Annotated in this window: 16 protein-coding genes; 9 read left to right on the forward strand and 7 right to left on the reverse strand. The window is 65.4% G+C overall.

From position 1 onward, the window contains the following. The 5 genes from Q0602_RS10340 to Q0602_RS10360 form a co-directional block, all read right to left on the reverse strand. Window positions 1-283 (reverse strand): AAA family ATPase (locus Q0602_RS10340; RefSeq protein WP_298842627.1); only part of this gene is annotated, 283 nt, incomplete at its 3' end. Between the two features lie 88 nt (window positions 284-371). Then, a complete protein-coding gene (gene hslV / locus Q0602_RS10345) occupies window positions 372-890 on the reverse strand; it encodes an ATP-dependent protease subunit HslV (protein ID WP_295039642.1) in 519 nt (172 codons plus the stop codon). A gap of 328 nt (window positions 891-1,218) precedes the next feature. Then, window positions 1,219-1,914, reverse strand: a complete 696-nt coding sequence (locus tag Q0602_RS10350; RefSeq protein ID WP_298842578.1) for an SPOR domain-containing protein — start codon at window positions 1,912-1,914, stop codon at window positions 1,219-1,221. 3 nt (window positions 1,915-1,917) lie between these two features. After that, complete coding sequence (gene argS, locus Q0602_RS10355; RefSeq protein WP_295039637.1) at window positions 1,918-3,603, reverse strand: arginine--tRNA ligase; 1,686 nt, start codon at window positions 3,601-3,603, stop codon at window positions 1,918-1,920. Window positions 3,604-3,890: 287 nt separating this feature from the next. Continuing rightward, window positions 3,891-6,143, reverse strand: a complete 2,253-nt coding sequence (locus Q0602_RS10360) for a primosomal protein N' (protein ID WP_298842582.1) — start codon at window positions 6,141-6,143, stop codon at window positions 3,891-3,893. Between the two features lie 204 nt (window positions 6,144-6,347). On the opposite strand from Q0602_RS10360, the gene rpmE reads away from it, so the two are divergent. Both rpmE and Q0602_RS10370 read left to right on the forward strand, forming a co-directional pair. After that, window positions 6,348-6,563 (forward strand): 50S ribosomal protein L31, encoded by a 216-nt coding sequence (gene rpmE / locus Q0602_RS10365; protein WP_295041293.1) that lies wholly within the window; start codon window positions 6,348-6,350, stop codon window positions 6,561-6,563. A 331-nt stretch (window positions 6,564-6,894) separates the two neighbouring features. After that, window positions 6,895-8,166: a malic enzyme-like NAD(P)-binding protein gene (locus tag Q0602_RS10370; protein ID WP_298842588.1), complete on the forward strand. Its 1,272-nt coding sequence runs from the start codon at window positions 6,895-6,897 to the stop codon at window positions 8,164-8,166. A gap of 169 nt (window positions 8,167-8,335) precedes the next feature. Here Q0602_RS10370 and Q0602_RS10375 read toward each other — a convergent pair whose 3' ends face one another. Further along, a complete protein-coding gene (locus Q0602_RS10375) occupies window positions 8,336-9,118 on the reverse strand; it encodes a YdiY family protein (protein WP_298842591.1) in 783 nt (260 codons plus the stop codon). A 91-nt stretch (window positions 9,119-9,209) separates the two neighbouring features. Next, window positions 9,210-11,732, reverse strand: coding sequence for a penicillin-binding protein 1A (locus Q0602_RS10380; protein WP_298842594.1), 2,523 nt, complete (start codon window positions 11,730-11,732; stop codon window positions 9,210-9,212). A gap of 272 nt (window positions 11,733-12,004) precedes the next feature. Between Q0602_RS10380 and pilM the strand changes: the two genes are divergently transcribed. From pilM to aroB, 7 genes are read left to right on the forward strand one after another with little or no spacing between them, the layout of a single operon-like run. Further along, on the forward strand, window positions 12,005-13,018 hold the full coding sequence (gene pilM / locus Q0602_RS10385; protein WP_298842599.1) for a type IV pilus assembly protein PilM: 1,014 nt from the start codon (window positions 12,005-12,007) through the stop codon (window positions 13,016-13,018). After that, the gene (locus Q0602_RS10390; protein ID WP_295038541.1) at window positions 13,015-13,584 is read left to right on the forward strand and encodes a PilN domain-containing protein; all 570 of its coding nucleotides are present in this window, start codon (window positions 13,015-13,017) and stop codon (window positions 13,582-13,584) included. The genes pilM and Q0602_RS10390 overlap by 4 nt, the downstream gene beginning before the upstream one ends. Further along, a complete protein-coding gene (locus Q0602_RS10395; RefSeq protein WP_295038543.1) occupies window positions 13,581-14,267 on the forward strand; it encodes a type 4a pilus biogenesis protein PilO in 687 nt (228 codons plus the stop codon). Before Q0602_RS10390 ends, Q0602_RS10395 begins: the two co-directional genes overlap by 4 nt. Continuing rightward, window positions 14,264-14,815 carry a pilus assembly protein PilP gene (locus Q0602_RS10400; RefSeq protein ID WP_295038545.1) on the forward strand — a complete coding sequence of 184 codons (552 nt, stop codon included), beginning with the start codon at window positions 14,264-14,266 and terminating at the stop codon, window positions 14,813-14,815. Before Q0602_RS10395 ends, Q0602_RS10400 begins: the two co-directional genes overlap by 4 nt. An 11-nt stretch (window positions 14,816-14,826) precedes the next feature. Then, window positions 14,827-16,893, forward strand: coding sequence for a type IV pilus secretin PilQ (pilQ, locus tag Q0602_RS10405; RefSeq protein ID WP_298842603.1), 2,067 nt, complete (start codon window positions 14,827-14,829; stop codon window positions 16,891-16,893). Beyond that, window positions 16,893-17,453 (forward strand): shikimate kinase AroK, encoded by a 561-nt coding sequence (aroK, locus tag Q0602_RS10410; RefSeq protein ID WP_295038548.1) that lies wholly within the window; start codon window positions 16,893-16,895, stop codon window positions 17,451-17,453. Before pilQ ends, aroK begins: the two co-directional genes overlap by 1 nt. 23 nt (window positions 17,454-17,476) lie before the next feature. After that, window positions 17,477-18,589, forward strand: a complete 1,113-nt coding sequence (gene aroB / locus Q0602_RS10415) for a 3-dehydroquinate synthase (protein ID WP_298842607.1) — start codon at window positions 17,477-17,479, stop codon at window positions 18,587-18,589. Window positions 18,590-19,214 lie beyond the last annotated feature (625 nt).

Raw genomic sequence — 19,214 nt, forward strand, 5'->3', positions numbered from 1 at the left:
ACTCGACGTCGCGACCGACGTAGCCCACTTCGGTGAACTTGGTCGCCTCGACCTTCAGAAACGGCGCCCCGGCCAGCTTGGCCAGGCGACGTGCGATCTCGGTCTTGCCGACGCCGGTCGGTCCGATCATCAGGATGTTCTTGGGCACGATCTCGCCGCGCATGTCTTCGTCGAGGCGCATCCGGCGCCAGCGATTGCGCAGCGCGATGGCGACGGCCCGCTTGGCGTCGTGCTGACCGATGATGTACTGGTCCAGCGAGTGGACGATCTCACGCGGCGTCATCGAAGACTGGGTCAGCGCCGGCTGGGTGGCGGCCGTCTCCTGCACCGTGCCGTTCTGGGAAAGACTCTGGGACATGGGGATGACCTCGTTACAGCTCTTCGAGCGTGATCTGGTGATTGGTGAAGACGCAGATGTCGGCGGCGATGTTGAGTGATTTCTCGGTGATCTCGCGGGCGCCGAGCTCGGTATTCTCGAGCAGTGCTCTCGCCGACGCCTGGGCGAAATGGCCGCCGGAGCCGATCGCGATGATACCGCGCTCGGGCTCGACCACGTCGCCGTTGCCGGTGATGATCAGCGACGCCGTCTTGTCGGCGACGGCGAGCATCGCCTCGAGGCGGCGCAGCGCGCGATCGGTACGCCACTCCTTCGCCAGCTCGACGGCTGCCTTGGTCAGATGGCCCTGATACTTCTCCAGCTGCGCCTCGAAGCGCTCGAACAGGGTGAAGGCATCGGCAGTGCCGCCCGCGAAACCGGCCAGAACCTGGCCGCGATGGAGGCGGCGGACCTTGCTGGCGTTGCCTTTCATTACCGTGTTGCCCAGCGATACCTGGCCATCACCGGCCAGGGCGACCTGGTCGCCACGGCGCACGGATACGATTGTGGTCATGCATTTGACTCCCAGTGGCGCGCCGCCCGGTGCTGCCGGCGGCGCCGAAAAACGGGTGCGATCGCGTTCGCAGTCGACGGTGCTCGTCTGAAACGAAAGAACGCAAGACGCGATGCGGCATGAATCGAGAGGTGCGGGCGGAAGGGGGGGAAATCAAGCGGCGGTTTCCGGCAACGAGTGCCTGGCGCGTGGCGATGGCTACCGGAGGTCGCATGGCGCGCGTGAATTTCGCTCGGAATCCGTCACCAAAAACGGCCGACAGGCGATGTCGGCCGTCTGGCTGCAGGCGCGGTGATGCGAGCTGTAGCGGTGGTGCGAGCTGTAGCGCTTAGTTCTGCAGGCGCAGCAACAGCGGCTCGATGCCCTGGGTCACCATCAGGTCCTGGGCGCGGGATAGCTCGCGCTTGTCCTCGTAGGGCCCGACCTGGACCCGGTGCCAGAGCTGATCGCCATTGGCTCGAACGTCGGTGATCTTGGCCAGCAGGCCGAAGTCCTTGAGCCGGTTGGCGAGGCGTTCGGCATCGCCGAGGTCGCGGAAGGAGGCGGCCTGCAGGACGTAGCGGCCGCCGCTGGGCGTTGGCTGCTTGGTCTGGTTCGCGGCATCGTCGGCCGCGGCTTCCTGGGTCGTCTTGGCGGTCGGCTCGGGCGACGAGCTATCGCTGTTGGGAGCGATGACCTCCGTTTCCGGCAGTAGCGTGTAGAACTCGAAGGTGGGTGTCGCAGGCTGCTGGGGAGTGGCGGTGCCGCTGGCGGCGCCATCGGTGCCCTGGGCGTTGCCGCCGGTGGCGGTCTGGTTGGATGTCGGTCGGGGCACGACGGCCGCCACCGGTTCCGGCGAGGATCGATCCAGGTACTGCGAGAGGGCGAAGCCGGCGATCAGGCCGGCGATGGCCCACAGCCAGCCAGGGATGCCGCTTAGACCGCCGCCACTGCTCGAGGCGCGCGGACGGGACTTGGTGGTCGCGCCCTTGGGTGAAGGGCGAGAAGAGGACGAGCGACTGCTCTGAGCGGGGCGGCGTGCCATGGTTTACATCTCCTCCGGGGCGCTGACGCCGAGCAGCGCCAATCCATTGCCGATGACCTGGCGTGTCGCCAGACCCAGCGCCAGCCGCGCATTGCGCAGCTCGGCATCGTCGACCATGACTTTCTGGGCGTTGTAGCAGGTGTGGAAATCGCTGGCGAGTTCGGTCAGATACTGCGCGATCTGATGCGGTTCGCGGGCGCGGGCTGCGCGTTCGACGATATCGGGATAGCGCGCCAGCCGATTCATCAGCGCCTTCTCCTGTGCGGCATCGAGGCGCTCCAGGTTGGCCATCGCGATGGCATGGTCGAAGGCGAGGCCGTCGCTTTCGGCCTTGCGCAGCACGCTGCAGACTCGGGCGTGGGCGTACTGGATGTAGTAGACCGGGTTGTCGTTGGTCTGCGAACGCGCCAGGTCGATGTCGAAGGTGAGCTGGGAGTCGGCGCGACGGGCGGCGAGAAAATAGCGAGTGGCATCGCGGCCGACCTCGTCGATCAAATCGCGCAGCGTGACGTAGCTGCCGGCGCGCTTGGAAAGCTTGACCTCGACCCCGGAGCGGGTCACCAGCACCATCTGGTGCAGCACGTAGTCCGGCCAGCCCTGCGGAATGCCCACTTCCAGCGCCTGCAGGCCGGCGCGCACGCGGGTGACGGTGGAGTGGTGGTCGGCACCCTGCTCGTCGATCACGGTGGTGAAACCGCGCTGCCACTTGTTGTAGTGGTAAGCGACGTCGGGCACGAAATAGGTGTAGTCGCCGTCGCGCTTGCGCATCACCCGGTCCTTGTCGTCACCGAAATCGGTGGTGCGCAGCCACAGGGCGCCGTCCGCTTCATAGGTGTGGCCCCCGGCAACCAGCGCCTCGACCGTCTCCTCGACCCGGCCCTCGGCGTAGAGCGAGGACTCCAGGAAATAGACGTCGAACTCGACCCCGAATGCCTTGAGATCCAGGTCCTGCTCGCGGCGCAGATAGGCGACCGCGAAAGCGCGAATGGCGTCGTCGTCCTGCGGGTCGGCCTTGGCGGTGACCTCGCGGTCATCGGCGGTCACGGTTTCGCCGGCCAGGTAGGCCTGGGCGACGTCGGCGATATAGTCGCCGCGATAGCCATCCTCGGGCCACTCCTCGTCATCGGGACCGAGTCCCAGGGCGCGGGCGCGAACCGAGCGCATCAGGTTGTTGATCTGTGCGCCGGCGTCGTTGTAATAGAACTCGCGGGTGACGTCGAAGCCGGTCGCCTCCAGCAAGCGGCAGAGACAGTCGCCGATGGCGGCGCCACGGCCATGGCCGACGTGCAGCGGCCCGGTCGGGTTGGCGGAGACGAACTCGACCTGCACCTTCTCTCCCGCGCCGATCAGGCTGCGGCCGAAGGTGTCGCCGGCATCCAGGATCTGGCTGACGATGTCCGCGATCGCATCGGTCGCGGCGAAGAAATTGATGAATCCGGGGCCGGCGATCTCGGTCTTGCGGATCACCTCGTTGGCGGGGATGGCCGCTACCAGCTTGTCGGCCAGGTCGCGGGGCTTGAGCCCTGCCGGCTTGGCGAGCACCAGGGCAAGATTGGAGGCGTAGTCGCCGTGGGCCTTGTCGCGTGTCGGGTCGACCTTGATCGCGGGGGCGACGCCCGCCGGTAGATCGCCGGCCTGCTGCAACTTGGCGATGGCGGCGTCTAGCAGTTGGGTAATCGTCTCTTTCATTGGCTACTTCGTCGTCGTGGGGCCTGGGATCGAGGCTTTCGGCCCGGTCCGGCGCGGGGTTGCGCAGATCTGGACGTCGTGAGCCTGCTGCCACGACGCTGGAAAAAGGCGGCCATTATCGGCGATTGGGGCGAGGCTTTAAACCCTAGTCCCTTCGGGAGCTATAAGTTAGAAGCTTTAAGCTGTAAGAACAGCGAAACCATCCGATTCCGGCTCGAAAGGTGGTTGTATCCCGGCTTACGGCTTACGGCTTACGGCTTACGGCTTACGGCTTACGGCTTACGGCGTCAACTCAACGTCATCGGATCGATATCCAGCGACCAGCGGACACGACGCGAGGCCGCGCTCTCCATCCAGCCGACCAGCCAGGCGCTCGCTTCGTGCAGCGCGCTGCGTTTTTCCGCGGAGAGCATCAGCTGGACATGATAGCGATTCTGGCGGCGCTCCATCGGTGCGGGCACCGGGCCCAGGCAGTGAACCGCCGACTGGCGTTCGCCGAGCCACTGGCGGGCGGCGTCACCGGCAGCCTCCGCTGCCTGGCGGGCGTCCTCCTCGCGAGTCGCCTCGAAACGCGCCAGCGCCAGATAGCGGTAGGGTGGCAGGCCGGCGAGGCGCCGCTCCTCGAGCATCTGGTAGGCCAGCGCATCGTAGCCGCTATCCGCCAGCAGCCGCAGGTTGGGGTCGTCTGGATGCAGCGTCTGGACCAGAACGCGCCCGGCCCGGTCGGCGCGACCGGAACGACCGGCCACCTGGACCAGCAACTGGGCGCTCTGCTCGAGTGCGCGAAAATCGCTGGCGTATAGGCCGGCGTCGGCATTGACCACGACGACCAGCGTCACGTGGGGAAGATGGTGGCCCTTGGCCAGCATCTGGGTTCCCACCAGCAGGCTCGGTTCGCCGCGCCGGATCTCGGTCAACACCTGGTCGAAGGCTTCCTTGCGTCGTGTGCTGTCGCGATCGATGCGGTAGACGGGCGTGTCGGGGAACAGGGTGGCGAGAGTCTCCTCGCTGCGCTCGGTGCCGGCGCCGAGCGGTCGCAGGTCGGCGCTGCCGCAGCTCGGACAGGCGTCCGGCTGGGGTGTCTGGTGCTCGCAGTGATGGCAGACCAGGCGCGGCGGCTGGCGATGGAGCGTCATGCGTGAGTCGCAGTGGCGGCACTCGGCGATCCAGCCGCATTGATGACACGCCAGCGACGGCGAAAACCCCCGCCGGTTGATGAATACCAGCACCTGCCCCTCGGCTTTCAGCGCCTGGCGGATGGCGTCGATCACCGGCGGAATCAGCCCGCCCTGGCGCAGTCGCCCGCGCAGGTCGACCAGTTCGAGCTTGGCCGGGGCGTGGCGGCTGGGCCGCTGGGTCAGACGAAGGTGTCGATAGCGTCCGCTGCGCGCCTGGGCCAGGCTCTCCAGCGACGGAGTGGCGCTGCCCAGCAGAATCGGCACGCCCTCGCGGTGCGCGCGGGCCATGGCCAGGTCGCGGGCGTGGTAGCGCAATCCATCCTGCTGCTTGAATGAGCCGTCGTGCTCTTCGTCGACGATGATCACCCCGGGTCGCGCCAGCGGCGTGAAGATGGCGGAGCGGGTGCCGATGACGATGGGGGCGCGTCCGCTGCGGGCGGCTTCCCACGCATCCAGGCGCTCCAGGTCGGTGAGGCCCGAGTGCAGCGCCACGACCGGTGCGCGAAAGCGCTTGCGGAAGCGCGACAGGGTCTGCGGCGTCAGGCCGATTTCGGGCACCAGTACCAGCGCCTGGCGGCCCTGGCCCAGCACGGCCTCGATCAGTTGCAGGTAAACCTCCGTCTTGCCGCTCCCCGTCACGCCGTGGAGAAGGCAGGGGTGGAAGCGGTCCAGCCCTTCGTGAAGCGCCGAGAGCGCGGCGGCCTGTTCCCGGTTGAGCGGCAGGGCCGGTTCGGCGAGCAGCGCACCCGACCAGCCCTCGCTGGCGGTCAGCGGCTCACTGATGCGGGTGACCAGCGACTTGTCGAGCAGGCCCTGCAATTGGGCACGAGCGTACCCCTGCGCGGTGATGGCGGAAGTGATCATGCCATGGCGGTGCTGGGCCAGGAGCTGGACCAGCTCGCGTTGGCGTGGCGCGCGGCTCAGGGCATCGAGGGCGGCGGCCTCGGGGCGATTCAACTGCCACCGCTCGCGAATGCGTGCCTCCAGCGGTCGCCCCTGGCGCAGCGGCCCGGGCAGGGCGTGATGCAGCGTATCGCCCAGCGAATGTTGATAGTAGCGAGCGGTGAACTGGCAGAGCCATAGCCAGTCTGCCGGTAATGGCTCGTCGTCGAGGCGCTCCGTGATCGGTTTCAGCTGGCTGGCCGGTAGCTCGCTTTGCATCGCGCACTCCATCACGATGCCGACCAGGTAACGCCGGCCGAACGGGATCTTGACCCGCAGACCCGGGCGCCAACCGCCGGCAGGGGGCTGACCCGCGGGGCGATAGTCGAACAGTCGCCTCAGCGGCGTGGGAACGGCGATACGAAGAATCCGAGGCGCGGGTGGAGTCGCGCTCCCGGGGGCGGTGCTGGAATCTGCCAATTGGCCTCCGTGAAGAGTTCTGCTAAAATGCGCCGCCTTCCGACGTAGGGTGCGTCTCTTATCCGTGATACTGCCATCGCCAGACGATGCGGGTTACGGGATTCTAGGCGGGCCGGTCGCGCGGGAGTGAACCGCGATTCCCTATCCGTGTACGGTGCCTGGCAACAGATCAGGTGGCGGTACACCGCAAAGCGAGGCTTCACGATGAAACAGTCTATTCATCCCGAATACAAGACAGTCACGGCGACTTGTTCCTGTGGCGCGACCCATTCGATCGGCACCACGGCCAACGAAGACTTCCACGTCGACGTCTGCTCGCAGTGTCACCCGTTCTACACCGGCAAGCAGAAGCAGGCGACCACCGGTGGCCGCGTCGAGCGTTTCAACAAGCGCTTCGGAGCTGCGGTTCGTCGCGGTTGATATCGCGTCTCGCCGAGAACCGATCGGTTGTCGAGAAGCCCGCCTCCATGGCGGGCTTTTTCGTGCGCGATTGCCGGATCTCGACACGCGAAGGGGCGGGATTTCCGGGCCGGAGCCTGGGTTCGAGACCATGGATAAGGGATGTTTTATGGCTGGGCGCCCAGGTATAAGTGTCGCCAAATGCATCGAAGTGATTCAAACAGGCACTTAAAATTCGCGAAAGAGGAGAAAAGGGCGAAAGTTGTGTGGGGTGTCGTTTTTCTATAATCTGGCGCGACTCCATGGCACGACGATGCCGAGATATCCCACCCTTCATTTGGAAACATTCCCCATGAGTGACGATAAAAGACAGGCGGCGCTCGATTACCATGCCAAGCCGATTCCGGGCAAGTTGTCGGTCGAGCTGACCAAGCCGACCGAAACCGCCAAGCATTTGTCGCTGGCCTATAGCCCTGGTGTTGCCGAGCCGTGCAGGGAGATCGCGCTGGATCCGGAAAACGCCTATCTCTACACCGGCAAGGGCAACCTGGTGGCCGTCGTCTCCGACGGCAGCGCTATCCTGGGTCTGGGGAACCTCGGGCCACTGGCGAGCAAGCCTGTCATGGAGGGCAAGGGGGTTCTTTTCAAGCGCTTCGCCGGCATCAACTCGGTGGATATCGAGGTCGAGGCCGATTCCGCCCAGGCCTTCATCGACACGGTTGCCAACATCGCCAACACCTGGGGCGGTATCAACCTGGAGGATATCAAGGCGCCCGAGTGCTTCGAGATCGAGGCGGCGCTCAAGCAGCGCTGCAGCATCCCGGTGTTTCACGACGACCAGCACGGCACCGCGATCGTGACCGCCGCGGGCCTGCTCAACGCCCTGGACATCGCCGGCAAGACACTGGCGACCGCGCGTATCGTCTGTCTCGGGGCGGGGTCGGCCGCCATTGCCTGCATGAAACTGCTGATCGAATGCGGCGCCCGGGCCGAGAACATCTTCATGCTGGATCGCAATGGCGTCATTCACAGCGGTCGCAGTGATCTCAACCAGTACAAGGCGCAGTTCGCCACCGAGACGCCGCTGCGCACGCTGGATGACGCGATCGAGGGCGCCGATGTCTTCGTCGGGCTCTCCGGGCCGAATCTGTTCAAGCCCGAGCAGCTCGCGAAGATGGCGGCCGACCCGATCGTGTTCGCCTGCTCCAACCCGGACCCCGAAATTCACCCCGATGTGGCTCGCGCGACCCGCAGCGATGTGATCATGGGCACGGGGCGCTCCGACTACCCCAATCAGGTCAACAATGTGCTGGGCTTCCCGTTCATCTTCCGTGGCGCGCTGGACGTGCGGGCCACGGCCATCAATGAAAAGATGAAGATCGCCGCCGTTCACGCGCTGAAGGATCTGGCGCGCGAGCCGGTGACGAAAGAGGTGCTGGACGCCTACGAGCTCGATTCGCTGGAGTTCGGTCGTGGCTACATCATCCCCACGCCGGTGGATTCGCGGCTGCTGGAGAAGATTCCGGCGGCGGTGGCCCAGGCCGCGGTGGAGTCCGGCGTCGCGAAGAAGCCGTATCCCGCCCACTACCCGCTGAAGAGCGTCAGGGAAATCTACGGCAAGTAATTGCTGATCTGTCTCATCACGACGATGCCGCCCTCCGAGGCGGCATCGTGCTTTTCAACGATCTGATATAGCGCCCCGAAGCCGTTTTTTACAGCGACCCGAAGCCGTCTTTTTACAGCGACCCGAAGCCGTCGCTCGATGGCCCTTTTCCAGCGACCCAGCGCCGTCGCTACCAGCCGTAGAGAATCGAGACCGAGGTCGTGGTGTCGGTGCGTGCTTCGGCGCCCGGCGGCGGATGAGTGTTGCTCCTGGCATCGTAGGAGACGCGCAGCGCGAGGTGAGAGTTCAATTGCGACGTGATCGACGAGAGTGAACGGGTAGTGACACTGATGTGAGTCGCTTCCGCCGACAGCTCCTGATCGAAGGAGATGTCGTCACTGAAGTTGTAGGTATAGTCCAGCGCCGCGTAGGCCAGCGCCAGATCGTCGCTGCTGCCGCCTTCGTAAGCGTCGTCATCGTCATCGTCGCTGTCGTCGGCATAGACGTCGCGGCGATAGCCCGGACCGACTTCGGCCGAAAGGGTGTGCGTCGGGCCGACGAGGAGCTGGCGCCCGTAACCGGCAATGGTCGTGAACTGCGAGTCGTAGCCGCTGAATCGATCGCGCTCCCAGCGTGCAAAGCCGAACAGGTAGTTGTTGTCCGCCAGCTCATAGCGTTCGCGGGCGCCGACCAGATATCGCTCCGAGGTGGTGTTGTCGTTGTCCTGGACGCTACGGGTCTCGGCGCGGAAGGTATGCGTATAGCGGCCGGTCAGCCAGGTCAGGCGGCCCTTGGCGAGCAGCGTCTGGGTGTTGGTGTTGCCGGTCAGCTTGGTGTAGCCGAGTTCCGCGCTGCCACTGAAGTTGGGCGCATTTTCGTCCGGTGCCGGCGGCGCGTAGAAAAGCTCTGCGTGTGACGGCGATGCCATCAGGCAGGTGGCCAGCAGCCACCAGCGGCAACTAGGCAGGGGCATGACATCTCTCTCAGCGTCGCTGCGACGTCCTGTTGCGGTGAAGAGCGAGTGTGGAACGAATGGGTCGGGGCTCGAGGCCCCGACCAATGTATCAGAAGATGGCTTCGAAAGTGCCAGTGCCTTGCGAACCGCTCTCATCTTCCAGTTCAGGGCGAATACCCCGAGGTTGGTACTCGGGCAGGTTGTCCTTGCGGAAGATCTCGCTGATGCCGCCGGACTGATCGTCATGCAGGCGCTTGCCGGTCTTCGGGTCGATGCGTGCCTGGACGATATCGTCAGGCGCCTTCGGAACGACCTCGGGGGTCCCTTTCAGGGCCGGGCCCATGAACGCCTTCCAGATCGGCAGGGCGGCTTGCGCGCCATATTCCGCGGTGGTGGTGTTGTCGTCCTTGCCGACCCATACCGTCGTGACCAGTGAGTTGTTGAAGCCGGAGAACCAGGCGTCGCGCTGATCGTTGGTGGTACCGGTCTTGCCGACGATATCGGCACGGTCGAGCGACAGCGCGCCGCGGCCCGTGCCGCGCTCGATGACATCCCGCAGGATGCTGCGCAGGATGTAGAGCGCATCGGGGTCGACGACGCGGGGCGCAATGCGGCGCGGTTCGCCGTCGACTTCGGTCTGGGTCGCGTCGGGCGCGCAGTCGCGGCATGCCACCAGCGGGTTGGCCTGTTCGACCACGGTGTTCTGGCTGCCCTGGGTGACCTGCTGGATGTACCAGGGCGAGACCTGGAAGCCGCCGTTGGCCAGCACCGCGTAGGCGTTGGCGATCTCCAGCGGCGTCAGCGAGGCGCTGCCCAGTGCCAGCGACAGCCCGTGCGGCAGGCGATCCCGGGAGAAGCCGAAGCGCTCGAGGAAGTTCAGCGCGTTGTCGAGTCCCAGCGACTGCAGCACGCGGATGGTCACCAGATTGCGCGAGGTGTACAGCCCGACCCGCAGGCGTGTCGGCCCGCGGAACTGGCGTTCCGCGTTTTCGGGGCGCCAGTCGTCGCCGCTGTACTGGGACATCACCACCGGCGCGTCGTTGATGATGGTGGCCGCGGTCATGCCGCCTTCCTGCAGCGCCGCCAGATAGACGAAGGGCTTGAAGTTGGAGCCGACCTGGCGCTGCGCCTGGATGGCACGGTTGAACTTGCTGGCGGCGAAGCTGAATCCGCCCTGCAGCGCTTCGATGGCGCCGGTCTGGGGGTCGAGCACGACGATCGCGCCCTCGGCGCCGGGGCGCTGCGACAAGCGCCAGCTGTCGCCGCTCTTCAGGATCCGGACCAGGTCGCCGCGCTGGGCGATCGCCTCGGCATTGGCGGGCACATCGCCGCGCCATTTGGCGCTGTGGTAGACGCGGGCCCACTTGAGGCCATCCCAGTCCAGGGTGATGACTTTGCCATCGGCATCCAGCACGCGCATCTGCTTGCCGTCGGTCTCGGTCACGATGGCCGGCTGAAGGGGGCCGTAGGCGGGCGTGCGCTCCAGCACCTTGAGCCAGTTGCTGACATCGCCATCGACGCCTTCGATGGTGGCCTCGCTGCTCTGGGCCGCCTGGCGCGCGGTCTGGATGACCTCCGGGGACTCCGAGAGCTCTTCTTCCAGGCCCTGCCGCTCGGTGCGATCCTGCGCTTCGACGAGGCTCGGGGGGATGTCTTTCTGCTCCGGACCACGCCAGCCGTGGCGGGTGTCGTAGTCGATCAGGCCCTGCACCAGCGCATTGCGGGCCTCGGTCTGCAGGCGACTGTCGAGCGTGGTGGTGATGCGGATATTGTCGGTATAGGCCTTGTCGCCGAAGCGCTCGACGGCGTAGGCGCGTGCCATCTCGGCCACATAGGGCGCGTCGATCTCCGACTGCGCGACATGGCGGCTGGCGGTGATCGGCGCCTTGACGGCCTGCTCGTAGCTAGCCTGGTCGATCGAACCGAGCTGACGCATGCGATAGAGGATCCAGTTGCGTCGAATCAGGGCGCGCTCCGGATTGGCCAGCGGATTGAAGCTGGACGGTGCCTTGGGCAGGCCCGCGATCATGGCGTACTGCGGCAGCGTCAGATCGGTCAGCGGCTTGCCGTAGTAGGTGTTGGCGGCGGCGGCGACGCCATAGGAGCGGTGGCCCAGGTAGATCTTGTTGACATAGAGCTCGAGAATCTCCGGCTTGCTCAGGATCTGCTCCATCTGCAGCGCCAGCAGGATCTCGCGGATCTTGCGGGTGAACGTCTGATCCAGGGTCAGCAGGTAGTTGCGTGCCACCTGCATGGTGATGGTGCTGCCGCCGGACTGGATGTCTCCCGAGGAGGCCAGTTCCACCGCCGCGCGCAGCAGGCCTTTCGGGTCGACGCCGGGGTGGTTGTAGAAGTTGGCATCCTCGGCCGCCAGCAGCGCATCGATCAGCGGTTGGGGGATCTGATCGTAGCTGATCGGCATGCGGCGCTCCTCGCCGTATTCGCCGATCAGCTTGTTGTCCTCGGTGTAGATTCGCAGCGGCGTCTGAAGCTCGTAGTTCTGGAGCTGGCGCACGTCCGGCAGGCCAGGGGCAAAGTAGAGCCCTGCGCCGACGACTGCCAGCACGACACCGGCGCATAGCGACAGCAGCAGCCAGAAGGCGGTCGTCAGTAAGCGGGTAAAAAGCTTCATAAAAAGAGGTGATCCTTGACTGGTGGCGGTCCGGCCGCGTGCGTGCCCGCTATCCCTAGCTTCGGACATGGTTCAGTAACGGGGCATTATATGGATGCGACAGAGCCGGGGCCAGTTTCGTACCCGCCGCTTCCTGCAAGCAACGAGAAATAAGTGTAACGAAATGTCTCAAGTTGCCCATCGGGCCGCCGTTAACTTCGATTAGGATTTTCGAGTTCCGGCGAGGTGAGACAGTGTTGCGCTTGAAAAGATCCTCCCAGGGATTGGTCGGAGTGGACATCACCTCCGCCACTGTCAAGCTGCTGGAGTTGGAGCGTCACGCCGGCGGCCTGAGAATCGACAGTTACGCGGTGCGCCCACTGAGCGAGGGAGCCGTCGTCGAGAAGCGTATTCGCGACAAGAGCGAGGTCGTGGACACGCTGCGCCGGGCGGTCGAGCATGCCCAGCTGCGTTCCCGGCGCGCCGTGGTGGCGGTGCCCAATTCGGCCGCCATCACCCGCGTGCTGTCGCTTCCGGCCTCGCTCAGCGACGAGGAGATCGAAGCCCGCATCCAGATGGAGTCCGACAAGCACGTCCCGTTTCCCCTCAACGAGGTTGCCTTCGACTTTCAGCGGCTGGGCCACCATGCCCGTTACCCGGACCAGCAGGAGATCCTGCTGGTGGCCTGCCGCCTGCAGGATATCGAGACGCTGACCTCGACCATGGAGGCGGTGGGGCTGGAGGCAGTGGCCGTGGACGTGGAGGGCTTTGCCCTCGAGCGGGTCTGCCGTGCCCTGGGGGACTCCGAGGCGGATGACGACAGTACGGCACTGGTCGACATCGGTGCCAATCTTTGCGCCTTTCATGTGCTCAAGGGCGGACGGATCGTCTACAGCCGGGACAATCTTTGCGGCGGGCGGCAGCTCACCGACGCCATCAGCAAGCGTTACGGCATGAGTTTCGACGAAGCCGGCCGCGCCAAGAAGCGCGGCGGATTGCCCGACGACTATCGCCAGCAGGTGCTGCTGCCGTTCATCGATACCCTGATTCAGCACATCGGTCGTTCGTTGCAACTCTACTACACCTCCGCGGGACAGCAGCAGGTTCGGCGTCTCGTCCTTGGGGGCGGGTCCAGCGCACTGCCGGGACTGGCGGAGCGGCTGCGTGCCCAGAGCGGTCTCGAGGCGAAGCTCGCCAATCCCTTTCACCACATGCGTATCCATTCGCGGCTGGATGTCGGCGCGCTGGCCGCGGACGCGCCGGCGATGCTCACGGCCTGCGGCCTCGCCATGCGGGCCATGGCATGACGATCGAGATCAATCTCCTGCCGTGGCGGGAGCGGCGTCGTGTTCAACGCACCCGTCGTTTCAAGCAGGGCCTGCTGCTGACGCTGCTCGTCGGCCTGCTGATCGGCTGGGGGATCTCGCTGCACGAGAAGTCGCTGGTACGCGCGGGGCAGGCCCGGGTCGCGCTGATCCAGCGCGATACCGACGCCCTCACCCGCGACATTCAGGCGATGCGCGATTTCCGCGAGCTGCGGGAGCGCATGCTGAAGCAGATCGAAGTGATCGGCGAACTGCAATCGAGCCGCCCGCTCACCATTCGCGTCCTCGATCAACTGACGGCCACGCTGGTCGACGGTGTCTATTACACCGAGCTGGATCGCAAGAACGATCGGCTGGAGCTCAGCGGCGTGGCGGCTTCCAACCGTCAGGTCTCCGACCAGATGCGGGCGCTGGATGACAGCCCGGCATTCGATATCCCGCTGCTCTCGGACGTGCAGTCCGCCGAGGGCCCGGCGGCGGCCAAGCGCTTCCACATGAGTGTCGACCAGCATCCGGTCGATGACAGTGCGGCGGGAGCCGGATCGTGAAGCGCCTGACGGCCAGTTTCCGGCGGTTGGGCGGCCTTCGCGGCCTGGCCGGCGAACAGTGGCGGCAGTTACGTGAGCTCCAGTGGCGCGAGCTGGATGTCAAGGAGGCCGGCACCTGGCCTGTCGGCCTGCAGGTGATGATAGCGGTTGCGCTTCTGCTGGCTTCGCTGTGGAGCGCGCAGTGGTTGCTGGCTTCATCGCCCCGGGAAACGCATCAGCGATTGATGGTTCAGGAGCAGCAGGCGCTGCAGCGCTTCGAGACGCTCTCCTATCAGGCCGTCAATCTGCCGGCGATGGAGCGCCAGATGAGCGAGCTGCAGGCCCGCATGCAGCGGGTGCTGGAGATGCTGCCAAGCGATGCGGAGGTTCCGGCGCTGCTGGATGCCATCAGTGACGCGGCACGCGAGCAGCAACTCGATATCGATAGCATCAAGTTGCGTCCGGCGGTCGAGCAGGCGTTCTATATCGAGCAGCCCTTCGACATCCAGGTGCGCGGGGACTTCCACCAGATCGCCGCGTTCCTGGCTCGTGTCGCGGGCATGCCGCGTATCGTCACGCTGCACGACTTTACGCTGACGCCGATGGAGGATCGGCTCCGGCTGTCGATGCTGGCCAAGACCTACCGCTATCGGGAGGAGGCCGATCCCGGCGTCGGTTCCAGCAAGGGGAGGGGAAAGCCGTGAGCGCGAACCGCCTCGTTCTGGCCGGGATGCTCATCGGCAGCGGCCTGCTCGTGGGGTGTCAGGATGCCGACCTGGAAGCGCTGGAGGCGCATCTGGATGCGTTGCGGCACAAGCCCCAGGGGCAGATCGCCGCGCTACCGCAGATGCCGCAGTATGCCACCGCCGACTACCACCAGGGGCAGCGCCGCAGCCCGTTCGTGGCCGAGCGTGAAGGCCGCGTCGATCCGATGGATAGTGCGCCGCTGCCCGATGCCGATCGTCCACGCCAGCCCCTGGAAGCCTTCGAGCTCGATAGCCTGACCCTGGTCGGCACCCTGACGGTGGGGAACACCCCCTCGGGTCTGGTCGCTGCGCCGGACGGCAGGATCCATCGGCTGTTCGAGGGCGACTACCTGGGCAGGGATTACGGGAAGGTCGTTGACGTCGAGCCGCGCGCACTGGCGCTGATCGAGACCGTGCGGGGTCCCCAGGGGGGCTGGACGGAGCGTCGTCAGCGTCTGGCAATGGCACCACAAGAATCCGACGGTGCCAGCCGGCGGCAACAGTAGCAGGGGAACTCATGGCTCTTCGACGGCATTTGGCCGCTTTGATCGCGACGCTGATTCTGTGGGGGATGGCGTGCTCCGCCCTGGCGGCCTCCACCCTGACCGCGATGACCTTCACCGACCAGGGCGCGGGTCGCCTGGACGTGGGTCTCGACTTCGTCGGCGGCGTCCCGGAAGTTCGCGGCTATCGCACGGACTCCCCGCCGCGGTTGGCGCTGGATCTGCTGCAGACGCAGAGCGCTCTGTCCCAGTCGAGCTTCGCCATCGGCAGCGCCGGCGTCAGCGGTGTGAGGGTGCTGGTAGCGGGGGGCCGCACGCGCCTGGTATTCGAGCTGGATTCGACGACCGGCTATCGGCTCGAGCGGCTGTCGGATCGGGTCGTCGTCCATCTGGGCGGGGATGCCGACGCTTCTCCGCCGGCATCCCCGCCCGCCGGAGGCGTCGACGCGCCGACGACGCTGTCGGCCGAGCCCCGGGTCACCGCGATCGATTTTCGTCGCGGCGCGGACGGCGCCGGACAGCTGCAACTGGAACTCGACCGTGCCGGCGTCGCCGCCGAGGTGTCGGGGCAGGGGCGACAGGTGTCGGTCACGTTGCCGGGTGTCGTCCTGCCCGACGAGCAGTATCAGACGCTCGACGTCGGGGACTTCGGCACGAGTGTCCAGCGCATCGTGCCGCGTCGCAGCGCTGGCGGTGTGACTTTCGACATTTCCGCATCCGACGCCGTGGAGCCGCTGGTGACCCAGAGCGGGCGTCGTCTGACGATCGAGCTGGCTGCCGCGGGAACGATCGAACGTGCCGAGGCGGGGGAGCGGCCCAGCTACACCGGGCACCGCATCACACTGAATTTTCAGGATATTCCGGTTCGCGACGTGCTGTCGATCATTGCCGAGGAGTCCGGGCTCAACGTCGTGGCCAGCGACGGTGTGCAGGGAAACGTGACCCTCAATCTCACCGACGTGCCGTGGGATCAGGCGCTCGATCTGGTACTGCGCAACCATGGCCTGTCGGCCCGGCGCGAAGGCAACGTGATGATGGTGGCGCCCACCGGCGAACTGGCAAGCCTGCAGCGTCAGACGCTGGAAACCCGCGAGCAGTCCGAGCAGTTGGCGCCGCTGAGTACGGAGTTTCTTCAGATTCGCTACGCCAAGGCCGATTCCCTCGCCGCGCTGCTGCGAGGCGGCGAGGGGGTCGGGATGATGTCGGAGCGTGGCCGGGTCACCGTCGATCCGCGCACCAATACGCTGATCCTGCAGGATACGCGCGATCAGCTGGACGCGATCCGACGGACCATCGACCACCTCGATGTCCCGGTGCGCCAGGTGCAGATCGAGGCTCGCATCGTGATCGCGAGGGATAGTGCGACGCACGAGCTGGGCGTCAACTGGGGGCTTTCCTCGCCGCGGGGCCGTCACTTCGATCTGAGCGGGGCGGCCGACGGCAATCCTTCGACGGTGCCGACGACCTCGGATGATCCCGCTCCTTATGGCGGCGGATTGGCGGTCGACCTGGGCAACGCCACCAACCCGGCCAGCGCTTTCAGCTTCGGCTATCTCTCCGGGGACGTGCTGATCGACCTCGAGCTGCGTGCACTGGAGAGCGAGGGCAAGAGCCAGACCATCTCCCAGCCCAAGGTGATTACCGCCAACCAGCGCACCGCGGTGATCAAGCAGGGGCAGGAGGTGCCCTACCAGGAGGCCTCCTCCAGCGGTGCGACGACCACCGAGTTCAAGGAGGCGGTGCTGTCGCTGGAGGTGACGCCGCAGATCACGCCCGACGATCGCATCATCATGGATCTGCGCATCAACAACGACGATATTTCCGATACGCGATTCGATGGCGCGCCGGCGATCGATACCAACGAGATTCAGACCCAGGTACTGGTCGACAACGGCGAAACCGTGGTGCTGGGCGGGATTCTGACCTCCGAGCAGTTGCGGACGCTGTTCAAGACCCCGTTCCTGGGAGACATCCCGGTGCTGGGCAATCTCTTCCGCTATACCCAGGAAAGCAACGAGAAGGTAGAATTGCTGGTATTCATTACGCCCAAGATCATCGAGGACGGACTGGCCATTCGCTGATGCGGTCGCTTCCCAATCTTTTTCTCATCGGTCCCATGGGGGCCGGCAAGAGCACAATCGGCCGCCTTCTGGCGGCCGAATTGCAGCGCGAATTCCTGGATAGCGACCATCAGATAGAGGGTCGGTGCGGGGCGAACATCCCGTGGATTTTCGATGTCGAGGGCGAGCAGGGGTTCCGCGATCGAGAGACGGCCATGCTCGACGAGCTGACCCAGCGCAGTGAAGTCGTGATGGCGACGGGGGGCGGCGCGGTCATGCGCGAGGTCAACCGGCAACTGCTGCGGGAGCGGGGCACGGTGATCTACCTGGCCACCACCGTCGAGCAGCAGATTCGACGCACCTCGCGGGATCGCAATCGGCCGCTGCTTCAGAATGCCAATCCGGAGCAGGTGCTGAGGGAGCTGTTCGCGATTCGCGATCCGCTCTATCGCGCCACGGCGGACATCGTCGTGCGCACCGATCGCCGCGGTCCCAGAAGCGTGGTCGGTGATATCCTGCGGCGTGTCTCCCGTCTCGCCGAGCCGCTCGCTGCCTCGCCGCCACTCTCCCACCAAAGGTAACTCTCTCACCAAAGGTAAATGTCATGACGTCAGTCTCTTCGCTTTCGGTGGAATCGCTGAGCGTGTCGCTGGGCGAGCGCAGTTATCCGATCCACGTCGGCGCGGGCGTTCTGGCGAGCCGGGAACATCTGCTGCCGTACCTGGCGGGGCGCCAGGTGATGATCGTGACCAACGAGGTGATCGCCCCGCATTATCTCGCGGCGCTCAAGCAGACGCTGGCCGGTGCCGACCTCGAGATCCGGGAAGTCATCCTGCCCGACGGCGAGGCGACCAAGACGCTGGCGTCGGTGGAGCGTATCTGGGATGCGCTGCTGGCCGCCGGCTTCAATCGTCGCTGCACACTGATCGCGCTGGGCGGAGGCGTCATCGGCGACATGGCGGGATACGCGGCCGCCAGCTATCAGCGCGGTGTCGCGTTCATCCAGATACCCACCACCCTGCTGGCCCAGGTCGACTCCTCCGTGGGCGGCAAGACGGGCGTCAACCACCCGCGTGGCAAGAACATGATCGGCGCGTTCTGGCAGCCCCGGGCGGTGATCGTCGATACCGACACCTTGCGAACGCTGCCGGCCCGGGAGTTGTCCGCGGGGCTGGCGGAGGTGATCAAGTACGGCTTGATCTGGGACCTCTCCTTCCTCGAGTGGCTGGAGGAGAACCTGGCGGCACTCCGGGCGCTCGACGAGGCCGCCATTCGCCACGCCATTCGCCGCAGCTGCGAGATCAAGGCGGAAGTCGTCGCCGAGGACGAGACCGAGCAGGGCGTGCGTGCGCTGCTCAACCTGGGCCACACCTTCGGTCACGCCATCGAGGCGCATCAGGGCTACGGCAACTGGCTGCACGGCGAAGCGGTGGGCGCCGGCATGATGATGGCGACCCGGCTATCCTTCGATCGCGGCTGGTTGAGCGAGGCCGATGTCGAGCGCGTCACGGCGATTCTGAGTGCCGCGGATCTCCCGGTCACGGCACCGGCCAACATGCAGGCCGAGGATTTCCTCTCTCGCATGCGCCTCGACAAGAAAAATCTCGACAGTCGGCTGCGCCTGATCCTGCTCGAGGCGATGGGGCGCGCCTGCATCCGGGACGATACCGAGGCCGAGCTGCTCCACCGGCTGCTGGAACGCTTCCCCCGAGGCTGACGCGCCACGGCGCCGGCAGGCGCCTCTCCTTCCCGGTCTTACCCGGCCTTGTTTCCGCCGCCATCCCGGCGGCGTTCCTTTGTTCGCCCGTTCGCATGGGCCGCCCCGGTGGCAGCCCCGTCTCGATAGCGCTCCCGTCACGGCGTTCGGCATGGGTGGCCGTTCGCGGGTCTCGCCTGGCGACAATCGGCGTGCCGACGGCTGTTCTTTCCGGGTATTGTCGATATAATTGGTATGCTCCATGCCGTATCGGTATGGGCTTCGCGCCTGGATCTCACGACGATTCGGGCCACGACACGCAAGGGTTTAGACTTTGGTCTATGTTGAGGCCTAAGCCTTTGTGCTAGCAGTGTATTTTTGTTGAATGTTTCGCTAAGTCTTCGATTTTAAATGTATTTGCAGCGAGAAAGCCGGCTCCGGAATTGCGCTGGGGAAGCTGACTGGCTATTCTGTCCGGCCTTTTTGCGACCCGCCGACACCCCACGTTGTCGGCGCTTCGAGACGAAAATCGGGCCTATTGCACCGCTGGTAATCCAGTCGGAAAAACAAGAAAACCTTCTATCATCTCTTTTTACCGGACCGAATACAATACCCTGTATTCAGAACAGCTTTGTGAGGCACGCCC

It is taken from the genome of uncultured Salinicola sp. (assembly GCF_937921195.1).
Lineage (GTDB): Bacteria > Pseudomonadota > Gammaproteobacteria > Pseudomonadales > Halomonadaceae > Salinicola.